The following is a 9,847-nucleotide window of genomic DNA, read 5'->3' as shown; positions in this document are numbered from 1 at the left end:
GCCCCTGCGCCAAGTTCCTGCACGGCGGCGCGGGCCGCTGACCGTCAGGACGGCACGGCGCCGACGCCCGCGAAGTGCGGCACCTCGGGGTCGCGCCGCCCCGGCGGGTCGGGACGCCACCGCGAGCACGACACCACCCCGGGCTCCACCAGCCGGGTCCCGGTGAAGAACCCGGCGATCCGCTCTGGCGACCGCGCGCGGATCGGCGTCCCGCCGCGCTCCATCACCTCCGCCACCGCCCGCCGCATCGCCGCGCCGTCCAGCTCGGCGGTGGTCGCGTCGCAGGTGTGCGACAGCACCAGGTGGCTGCCGGGGGCCGCCCGCTCCAGCAGCGACGCGACCAGCGCCCCCGCCTCGTCGTCGTCCAGGACGTGGTTCAGCACCCCCAGCATCATCAGCCCGACGGGACGGCCGAGGTCCAGCGTCCGCGACGCCCCCTCCAGGACCGTCCCGATGTCGCGGATGTCGGCCTCGATGTAGTCGCACGCCCCCTCGGGCCGGCCCCGCAGCAGCGTCCGCGCGTGAGCGAGCACCAGCGGGTCGTTGTCGACGTAGACGATCCGCGCCGACGGCGCCACCCGCTGCGCGACTTCGTGGGTGTTGTCGACCGTCGGGAGCCCTGCGCCCAGATCGAGGAACTGCCCGATCCCCCGCCCGACCAGGAACCGCACCGCCCGTCCGAGGAACGCGCGGTCCGCCCGGGCCGACGCCGCGATCCCCGGCAGCACCCGCAGGACGGCGTCGCCGGCCGCACGGTCCGCCGGATAGTTCTCCCGGCCGCCCAGCCAGTAGTCCCACATCCGGGCCGAATGCGGCACGCTCGTGTCGACCCCGGGCGGTGGTCCGTACGGCATGGAAACCGCTCCCCTCGTTCCGCTCGCCACCAGCGTTCTTCCCGCCCCGGAGCCGATCAGACGCCCCGCGTCGCGGGACCGCGCTTGTTGTCTCTCTCCCGCAGGTATTGCGCCGACGGTATCGCTGATACTAGTTTCAGTTTCAGTTTGATCCGCCGGAGGCGGGGCCCCATCGGGCTCCCGCCGCCCCGGAGTCCGTGCCGCCGTCCGGCACCAGCGAGGGGGGCGTCGACGATGCGCACCATCGAGACCTTCGTCCGGACGCACGCCGGGCCGCGGCCGGGCGGCGCGCGGCGCGCCTCGTGCGGGAAACGCGGCCCATGCCGGGCCGCAGAACTGAAAACAACCTCATAATCGGCAACGTAGACGGGAGTGCAGCATCGTGGAGTTCGAAGGTTCTTCGGCGATCGTCACGGGAGGCGCGTCGGGCCTCGGCGAGGCCACGGCCCGCGTCCTCGCGGCGAACGGCATGCGGGTGACCGTCGTGGATCTCGACGCGGCGAACGGCGAGCGTGTGGCCGCCGCCGTCGGCGGCCGGTACGCCGCCGCGGACGTCACCGATCCGGAGCAGGTGATCGCCGCGCTGGAGGCGACGCTGGAGGCCGGCCCGCTGAAGGCGGCGGTCAACTGCGCCGGGATCCCGAGCCTGGCGCGGACGGTCGGCAAGGACGGGCGCTACGAGTCCGCGCACGACCTCGCCGCGTTCCGCCGGGTGGTCGAGGTCAACCTGATCGGCACCTTCAACGTGACGCGGCTCGCCGCCACCGCGATGGGGCGCAACGAGTCCGACGAGGACGGCGCCCGGGGCGTGGTGGTCAACACCACCTCGGTCGCGGCGTTCGAGGGGCAGGTCGGTCAGGCGGCCTACAGCGCGTCGAAGGGCGGGGTGGTGGGCCTGACGCTGCCGCTGGCCCGCGACCTCGCGGTGGTCGGCGTCCGGGTCATGACGATCGCCCCCGGCCTGATCGACACCCCGATCTACGACACCGTGCCGGATCCCGAGGAGTTCAAGGCGAAACTGGCCCGCGACGTGGTCTTCCCGCGCAGGCTGGGCCGCTCGGAGGAGTTCGCCTCACTGGCGTGGGAGCTGATCCGCAACCCCTACGTCAACGGCGACGTGTTCCGGGTGGACGCCGGCGTCCGGCTTCCACCGAAGTAGCGGCGTCCCCCGGCGCGGAGGCCGGACGGGCCGGGCACCCCGGCGGGCGTCCGGCCCGTGCCGGAGGGGTCACCCCATGGCCTGCGGACGGAGCCGGGGCTCACGAACCGGGGGCAGGTGCTCGTACAGGTCCTGCACCAGGCGGGCCCGCACGTCGGCCGCCGCGGGATCGTCCCACCGGTTGACCCACTGGTACGGGTCGTCGGCCAGGCGGTACAGCTCGCCCTCGCCGCCGTCGTACACGATCTCCCGCTCCGGTGGCAGCATCCCGAAGCTGGCGTACCGGTCGCCTTCGGCATGCCGTAGTCCCGGTCGGTCGGCTCGTACACCGTGCAGATCCAGCCGTCCTGGACGATCGTGCGCAGGCGGTGACCGGTGTCGAGCTGGCTGTCCCACTCCACGATCGCCCGCTCGCGGCCCGACCCGGGGGCCGCCGGGAGCGGGCTCCCCTCCATCCACTCCGGCACCGGCACCCCCGCGACCGCGCAGAACGTGGGCGCGAGGTCGATCTGCCCCACCGGCTCGGGCACCACCGCGGGCGCGACCCCGGCGGACGGTGCGGGACGCCACACCAGCGGCAGGCGCATCAGCGCGTCCACGTGGTAGGGGCCCTTGTACAGCAGGCCGAGTTCGCCCTGGAACTCGCCGTGGTCGGTGGTGACGAACACGTCGGTGTCGTCGCCCCAGCCGCGTTCCCCGATCTTGGCGATGACCCTTCCGAACGCCTCGTCCAGCAGTTCGTTCTTCGCGTGGACCAGCGCGTTGATCTCCCGGATCTGGTCGTGGGTGAGGTCGGCGGGGACGAAGTCGCCGGGCGCGGCGTCGATGTTGGGCACCGAGCCGTCGTACCAGGCCAGCCAGTGCTCCGGCCGTCCGGCGAGGATCTCCCGGATGCGCTCGTCGGAGCCGGGGTGGCCCGGCGGCAGGTCGAGCTCGCGCCAGTCGAACCGTCCCGCCTCCGAGGCCGGGACGTCCCAGGGGTGGTGCGGGTCGGGGAAGCTCATCCAGCAGAACCAGTCGTCGTCATCGTCCAGCGTGTCGAGCCAGGCCATGGTCCGGTCGGCCACCCAGTCGGTGTGGTAGTGCTCGCGCGGCACCGGGTTGCGGGCCACGCCGGGGGCCCCGGTGTCGCCGCCGGGCGCCGCCGAGAAGATCCGCAGGAACCCCCCGGTCGACTCGGGGTGCTCCTCGCGCAGCCAGCCGCCGTAGTGCGAGGCGCCCTGCGGGCCGTGCCCGGCGAACTCGACGTACTCGAAGCCCCGGTAGGGGCCGTGCTCGCCCGCCATCGGGATCCGGTTCTGCTCCCACCGTCCGTCCGGGTCGGCGATCGGCTCGAAGTGCACCTTGCCGATCAGCGCCGTCCGGTACCCGGCGTCCCCCAGGACGCGCGCGACGCTCGGCGCGTCGTCCGGCAGCGGCACCCCGTTGGCGATCGCGCCGTGCGTCCGCGGGTACTGCCCGGTCAGCATGCTGGACCGGGCAGACGACGTTCTGGCAGTAGGCCCGCTCGAACCGCACCCCCTCGGCGGCGAGCCCATCGGTCACGGGGGTCCTCGCCACCTCCCCTCCGTTGCACCCGTAGGCGTCGTACCGCTGCTGGTCGGTGGTGATGAACAGGATCTTGCGCCCCATATGGCTCCTCCGAAGTCGGACCCGATAAAAATGATCCTAACTTCAGATTTACTAATCTGCCACGGGCGGTCAGTCGACCAGATCGAGCGCCGCGCCGACGATGCTCTCCGCGTCGAGGCCGTGGTGCCGGTACACGTCCTCCAGGGACCCCGACTGGCCGAAGCCCGTCACGCCCAGCCCCGTCGTGGGCACCCGGTTGACCGTCCCCAGGAACGAGAGGGTGTGGGGGTGGCCGTCCAGGACCGTGACGAGCGGCGTCGCGCGGTCGGCCGGGAACACCTGCTCGAGGATCCACGACTCCGCGTCGTCATGGCCCTGCCGTGCGCGCAGCGCGCGGTACAGCAGGTCGGCGCTGGTCACGCAGACGACGTCAGCGGCGAGCCCCATCGCGTCCAGGCGTTCCGCGGCCCGCAGCGCCTCGGGCACCACGGCGCCCTGCACCGCGATGGTCACGACCGGGTCCGCGGCGCGCGCCAGCGCGTAGGCGCCCGCGACGACCTGCCGGCGGCGGCGCTCCCGCGCGGCGGGGTCGGCGGGGACCGCGGCCAGGTTCTGGTCGACCGGGCGGGTGGACAGCCGCAGGTAGGCGGACCGCCCGTCGGGCCTCCCGAGCCGGGCGAGACACGCCAGCAGGACCCACTCGGTGTCGATGGCGAAGGCCGGCTCGTAGGCGACGCAGCCCGGCTGCTCCAAGCCGATCGACGGCGTCTTGATCGACTGGTGCGCCCCGCCCTCGGGGGCCAGCGACACCCCGGACGGGGTCCCCACCAGGATCGACTGGCCACCGGCGTAGATGCCGTAGGACCACGGTTCCAGCGCACGCTCGACGAACGGGTCGTACACCACGCCGATGGGCAGCAGCGGCTGCCCCCACCGGCTCCACGAGGCGCCGAGCTCGCCCAGCAGGCCCACCAGGTTCACCTCGGCGATGCCGAGCTCGATGTGCCGTCCCGCCGGGGTCTCCTTCCAGTGCAGGATCGTCTCGCCGTCGTCGGCGAACCAGTCCCGCCGCTCGCGCGGCGACCACACCCCGACCTTGTTCACCCATCCGCCCAGGTTCGTCGTGGAGCTCACGTCGGGGCTGACGGTGACGATGCGGCGGGCCGCCTCCGGAGCACCGCGCGTCAGGTCGAGCAGCACCTTGCCGAGCGCCGCCTGCGTGGTGGCCGTGCCCGACGGCGTCCTGCCCATGTCCGCGGGCAGCGCCGGGGGCGCCGACCCGGCGGCCTCACGGCGGTCCAGCCGCTCCGCGGTCTCCAGGCACAGCCGTCCCGCGGCGCCGCCGTCCGCGAACGGCCGCCACGGATCGTCCAGGTCGCAGCCGGTCCGCGCGGCGAGCTCGCGCATCTGGGCGTCGGTCAGCAGGGCCGAGTGGTTCTGCGGGTGGCCCCTGGTCGCCAGGCCGTGCCCCTTGACGGTGTAGGCGAAGATCACCGTGGGGCGGTCGTCCTCGATCGCGGCGAACGCCCCGTCCAGAGCCCGCAGGTCGTGACCGCCGAGGTTGCCGATCGCGGCGGTCAGCTCGGCGTCGTCCACGCCGCGGACGAGCTCGGCGACGCGGCCCGCGTCGGGCCCGTCCCCGGGCAGCCGGTCGCGCAGCTCCCCCGCGTCGCAGCGCAGCAGGCGCTGGTACTCCGGATTGGCCATACCGTCGATCCGGCGCCGCAGCGCCGCGCCGCCGGGCCGCTCGAAGAGCCCCTCCAGCAGATGGCCGTACTTGAGGGTGATCGTCTGCCAGCCCGCGGCGGCGAACATCCCCTGCAGCCTGTCGGCGGCGATGCCCGGCACGATCCGGTCGAGGGACTGGCGGTTCAGATCGACGATCCAGACGATCTCTCCCAGTTCGGCCACCGCCGGATCCAGCACCGCCTCCCACACCGCGCCCTCGTCGAGTTCGGCGTCGCCGAGCAGCGAGTACTGCCGGCCCGTGCCCACCCCGCCGAACGCGGCGTCGACGTAACGGCGGGTGACCGCTCCCCAGATCGCGCCGTCGCCCCGATTCCCACCGACCCCGTCGAATAGTCGACCGGGTCGGGATCCTTCGTCCGGCTCGGGTAGCTCTGCAGGCCGCCGAACTCCCGCAGCCGCGTCAGGTACGAGGCGTCCAGCCGTCCGAGCAGGTGGTTGATCGCGTGCAGCACCGGCGACGCGTGCGGCTTCACCGACACCCGGTCCGCGGCGCGCAGTGCCCGAACCAAAGCGCGGTCATGATCGTCGCCATCGACGCCGACGACGCCTGGTGCCCGCCGACCTTGAGCCCGGACGGGTCCGACCGCACCCGGTTGGCGTGGTGCACCATGGCGCTGCTCAGCCAGAGAACGCGGTCCTCGACCTCCCGCAGCACCGCGTACTCGTCGCCCTCCGGCCGGCGCCCCGTTTCTGGCCTGCTCATCTCACACCTCGCACACTTGAGCCGTGTGCCCGCGATTCAAACAACAGCGCGCGGATATGCTCAAGCGACGTCCGCGAAACTGAGCACATTGCCCAAAAGTCCACCCCTCCCCCGGAAGGACATGAGCACCATGCCCAACGCCGACAACGTCGATCCCACCGACGCCCGCATCCTGCTCGAACTGGCGGCGCATCCCCGGGCGGCCACCGTCGCCGTAGCGGACCGCGTCGGCATCGCCCGCAACACCGCGCAGGCCCGGCTGGCCAGGCTCGAACGCAACGGCGCCGTCGGCCCGTTCGAACGACGCGTCTCCCCGCGGGCGCTCGGCTACCCGCTGAAGGCGTTCGTCACCGCCCAGGTCACCCAGCGCAAGCTGGACGACGTCGCGGCCGCGCTGGCGGCCGTCCCCGAAATCCTCGAGGTCGACGGCGTCTCGGGCTCCACCGACCTGCTGATCCAGGTCGTCGCGGCCAACGCCGACGACCTCTACCGGATCGCCGGGCAGATCCTCGCCGTGCCGGGCGTCGAACGCACCAACACCGCGCTGGTGATGCGGCAGCTCGTCGACTACCGCATCACCCCGCTGCTGCACCGCCTCACCGAACGACCGGACGGCGGCGGCCGCACGGCACCGTGACCGCACGGGCCAGGGCGGCGAGCCGCTCGGCGGCTAGCTCAGATGACGGAGGAAGAACCGGCCGGCGGCGTCCCCCGCGAACTGCGGGACGCCGGTGTGCCCGCCGAGATTGGCGTGCAGCGTTTTCTCCTTGGTGCCGAACGCGTCGAACAGGTCCAGGGCCGCCTGCCGGTCGTTCCCTTCGTCGTCCCACTGCAGCAGGACATGCAGCGGAATGGTGACCCGGCGGGCCTCCTCGAACATGGCGCGCGGCACGAAACTCCCGGCGAACAGAACGGCGGCCGAGATGCGCGGCTCGACCACCGCCAGCCGGACGCCGATGGAGATCACCCCTCCCGAGAACCCGACCGGGCCGCCGATCTCGGGCAGCGCCAGAAGGGCGTCCAGGGCGGCCTGCCATTCCGGGACCGCTTTTTCGACCAGCGGCAGGACGAGCCGGTCGATGATCTCCTCGCCGACGGGCTCACCGGCCCTCAGCGTCCGGAGCAGGTCGGCGCGGGCCTGCTCCACGGCGGCGAAGCGGGGCCGGTCACCGCCCCCGGGGAGCTCGATGGTGGCCGAGGCGAAGCCGTGCTCCGCCGACTGCCGGGCCCGGGCCGCCAGGCGGGGACGCATGTTGTGCAGTCCGCCGGGGTGCCCGAGAAGGATCAGCGGCGCCGGTGCGGACGCGGATCCGGGCGTCCAAAGGATGCCGGGGATCTCGCCCAGGACGAATTCGCGTTCGAGGACGCCGCAGTCGAGGCGCTGCTCAGAGGTGAATTGCACGATCGTGCCTTTCGGGAGTGCTCTCTAACGGCGCTCCCGGACGACCTATCGCCCGACCGTGGCCCCAGAGGGGAGCACCCATGTCGAAATTGCGTTCACGGGTACCACCTCCTCCTCATGCTCCGGCACGGCCACCGGGAGGTTAACAGCGGCAGCCGCGGTCCGCCAACGGGTTTCCGGCAAAGGGGCGGGCGGCCCGGCGACCCCTGCGACTGGTAGCCTGACTGCCGCGGCGGCGACCAGGTCCGCTGCGGAGACCGGAAGAGGTGAGTCGATGACCGTCGTGCAGACCACTGCCGTGCGCAGTGCCCGGATCATCCTCATCTCCCGGGCCTCGTCCTGACGCGCACCCGCCCACCTCTCCCCTAGCGGGAGCCGTCGGCCGCGCCCGCCGTCCGGACAGGCCCCTTCACAAGGGTCTCCGCGTTGTTTCATCAACCTGCTTCCTTCTCTCCTTCACGCGTACCGGCACCGGCCGACCACGGCTGGGACGAGGAACGCGATCCGTCCTTCTCCCCCTTCCGCGCCGACGGGACGGTTCCCGGACGGGCCGTGCGGGCCCGCCGCATCCGCCGACTGCTTTCAGCATGACGAAAAGGAATCCGGTCATGGACCTTCCCCGCATCTTCACCATCCGCGAGAGCAGCCACCGCATCCACAACCCGCTGACGCCCGGCAAGTTCGCCGCCCTGGGCCAGGCGCTCCACCTGCCCCCCGGGGCCCGGGTACTCGACCTGGCCAGCGGGTCGGGCGAGATGCTGTGCACCTGGGCGCGTGACCTGGGCTTCACGGGCACGGGCGTGGACATCAGCACGGTCTTCACCGAGCAGGCCCGGGCTCGCGCCCGCGAGCTCGGCGTCGCCGACCGGGTCGAGTTCGTCCACGGCGACGCCTCCGGCCACGTCGCGGACGAGCCGGTCGATCTCGCCGCCTGCGTGGGCGCCACCTGGATCGGCGACGGCGTCGCCGGAACGGCCGAGCTGCTCGGCCGCAGCCTCCGCCCCGGAGGCCTGATGCTGATCGGCGAGCCCTACTGGCGGCGGACGCCGCCGGATCAGGAGACCGCGGAGGCGTGCCACGCCACCGGCCCGGCCGATTTCCTGCCGCTGCCCGAGCTGATCGGGCAGTTCGGCGACCTCGGATACGACGTCGTGGAAATGATGCTGGCCGACCAGGACAGCTGGGACCGGTACTGCGCGGCCCAGTGGCTCAACCTCCGCCGCTGGCTCGACCGGAACCCCGACGACGAACTCGCGCCCGAGGTACGGACCGAGCTCACCACCGAGCCCGCACGCTACGCGCGCTACACGCGCGAGTATCTCGGCTGGGGAGTCTTCGCCCTGATGAAGCGCTGACCGTCAGGTCCGTGCGGGGCGGACGGCACGCCGTCCGCCCCACATCGGCGCAGTTCCCGGCACCCCGGGCAGCATCGTGAAACCGATGGCCGAAAACGGATCACGGCCGTATGGCGAGGGCCCGCCCGGGGGCCGACCTCGCCTGGGGTCGGCCCGGTCGACGCGGGCAGTTCCCAAACGTCCAAGACCCCACGGCGACCCGACTCCACGATGGGGCACATGACCTCAGGCATTCGGTTCTCTCCCCGTCTCATCGTGCCCGATCCGGACCGCGCTTCGGCGTTCTACCAAGACGCTCTCGGCGCCGAGCAGGTGTTCTGTGCCCCAGCGGGCGAGGACGGCCGACCCACCATGATCGATCACCGCATCGGCGACTCGTCCTTCCAGCTCTCACCGGCGGTCTCCGAGTGGGGATGGCACTCCCCCGGTGATCTCGGCGGCTCCGCGGTCCTCCTCGAGATCGAGGTCGAGGATCCGGACGGAGTCGGTGAACGCATGACCGCTCACGGCGCCGAGGTGGTCGTGCCGATCGAGAACCGGCCCTATGGAAAGCGCTCGGGCCGCGTCCGTGATCCGTTCGGCCACCTGTGGATCGTCACCGGCGAACTTCGCTGAAGCCTGCCTGCCTCCCGATCCGGCGACCCGCACGTCCGGTGCCCGCCGTGCGACCTCCCACGCGATGGACGAACCCGACACACCGAAGGTGTTGGCATGGGACGCGGACCAGATCGGCCGGCGCGGTTTTCTGTGCGCTTCGGCCGCAGGGCTGGCGGCGGCGGTATCGCCCGCCTTGACGGAGCCGGGATCGTCGAGGCGGGGCGCCGACGCGGCTGCGGAAGCGCTGACCTTCACCGAGCTCACCGGCGGGTCGGTGACCGGCTCCCCGGACGGCCGGACGCTGATCGCCCAGGTGCAAGGGGTGCTGTGGCGCGTCCCCTGAGAGGGCGGTGCGGCTGACCGGCGACGCGGCGGCCGGCTCGGCGTTCGGTGCCCAGAGGCCCCGCCCTGGCGAGTACCCGAGGAGAACCCGCTGACCGGCCTTGCTTGACGGAG

10 protein-coding genes are annotated in these 9,847 nt (G+C 72.6%); 5 read left to right on the top strand and 5 right to left on the bottom strand.

Annotation, left to right across the window (positions count from 1 at the left end; all coding sequences use genetic code 11):
* Window positions 1-44: 44 nt before the first annotated feature.
* On the bottom strand, window positions 45-854 hold the full coding sequence (locus tag BJF79_RS00965; protein WP_075894573.1) for an SAM-dependent methyltransferase: 810 nt from the start codon (window positions 852-854) through the stop codon (window positions 45-47).
* A gap of 382 nt (window positions 855-1,236) precedes the next feature.
* On the opposite strand from BJF79_RS00965, the gene BJF79_RS00960 reads away from it, so the two are divergent.
* Window positions 1,237-2,013 carry an SDR family NAD(P)-dependent oxidoreductase gene (locus tag BJF79_RS00960; protein WP_075894572.1) on the top strand — a complete coding sequence of 259 codons (777 nt, stop codon included), beginning with the start codon at window positions 1,237-1,239 and terminating at the stop codon, window positions 2,011-2,013.
* Here BJF79_RS00960 and BJF79_RS00955 read toward each other — a convergent pair.
* The 3 genes from BJF79_RS00955 to BJF79_RS57870 all read right to left on the bottom strand — a co-directional run bounded on the left by BJF79_RS00955 (window position 1,956) and on the right by BJF79_RS57870 (window position 6,037).
* Window positions 1,956-3,551, bottom strand: coding sequence for a sulfatase-like hydrolase/transferase (locus BJF79_RS00955; protein WP_410050019.1), 1,596 nt, complete (start codon window positions 3,549-3,551; stop codon window positions 1,956-1,958). The two genes, BJF79_RS00960 and BJF79_RS00955, sit on opposite strands and share 58 nt — an antisense overlap.
* Before the next feature lie 163 nt (window positions 3,552-3,714).
* The gene (locus tag BJF79_RS00950; protein WP_262401343.1) at window positions 3,715-5,580 is read right to left on the bottom strand and encodes a transketolase-like TK C-terminal-containing protein; all 1,866 of its coding nucleotides are present in this window, start codon (window positions 5,578-5,580) and stop codon (window positions 3,715-3,717) included.
* Between the two features lie 223 nt (window positions 5,581-5,803).
* Window positions 5,804-6,037 carry a hypothetical protein gene (locus BJF79_RS57870; RefSeq protein WP_262401342.1) on the bottom strand — a complete coding sequence of 78 codons (234 nt, stop codon included), beginning with the start codon at window positions 6,035-6,037 and terminating at the stop codon, window positions 5,804-5,806.
* Window positions 6,038-6,158: 121 nt separating this feature from the next.
* Between BJF79_RS57870 and BJF79_RS00945 the strand changes: the two genes are divergently transcribed.
* Window positions 6,159-6,674, top strand: coding sequence for an Lrp/AsnC family transcriptional regulator (locus BJF79_RS00945; RefSeq protein WP_262401341.1), 516 nt, complete (start codon window positions 6,159-6,161; stop codon window positions 6,672-6,674).
* Between the two features lie 33 nt (window positions 6,675-6,707).
* Here the strand turns inward: BJF79_RS00945 and BJF79_RS00940 are convergent, their stop codons facing one another.
* The gene (locus tag BJF79_RS00940) at window positions 6,708-7,439 is read right to left on the bottom strand and encodes an alpha/beta hydrolase (protein WP_075894571.1); all 732 of its coding nucleotides are present in this window, start codon (window positions 7,437-7,439) and stop codon (window positions 6,708-6,710) included.
* Window positions 7,440-8,047: 608 nt separating this feature from the next.
* Between BJF79_RS00940 and BJF79_RS00935 the strand changes: the two genes are divergently transcribed.
* From BJF79_RS00935 to BJF79_RS00925, 3 genes are all read left to right on the top strand, one after another.
* The gene (locus tag BJF79_RS00935; RefSeq protein WP_075894570.1) at window positions 8,048-8,794 is read left to right on the top strand and encodes an SAM-dependent methyltransferase; all 747 of its coding nucleotides are present in this window, start codon (window positions 8,048-8,050) and stop codon (window positions 8,792-8,794) included.
* A 210-nt stretch (window positions 8,795-9,004) separates the two neighbouring features.
* The gene (locus BJF79_RS00930) at window positions 9,005-9,409 is read left to right on the top strand and encodes a VOC family protein (RefSeq protein ID WP_075894569.1); all 405 of its coding nucleotides are present in this window, start codon (window positions 9,005-9,007) and stop codon (window positions 9,407-9,409) included.
* Between the two features lie 64 nt (window positions 9,410-9,473).
* Window positions 9,474-9,734, top strand: a complete 261-nt coding sequence (locus tag BJF79_RS00925; protein WP_143219625.1) for a hypothetical protein — start codon at window positions 9,474-9,476, stop codon at window positions 9,732-9,734.
* Window positions 9,735-9,847 lie beyond the last annotated feature (113 nt).

Origin of the sequence: Actinomadura sp. CNU-125 (assembly GCF_001942465.1) — a bacterium.
Lineage (GTDB): Bacteria > Actinomycetota > Actinomycetes > Streptosporangiales > Streptosporangiaceae > Spirillospora.
This window is presented reverse-complemented; position numbering and strand designations above follow the sequence as displayed.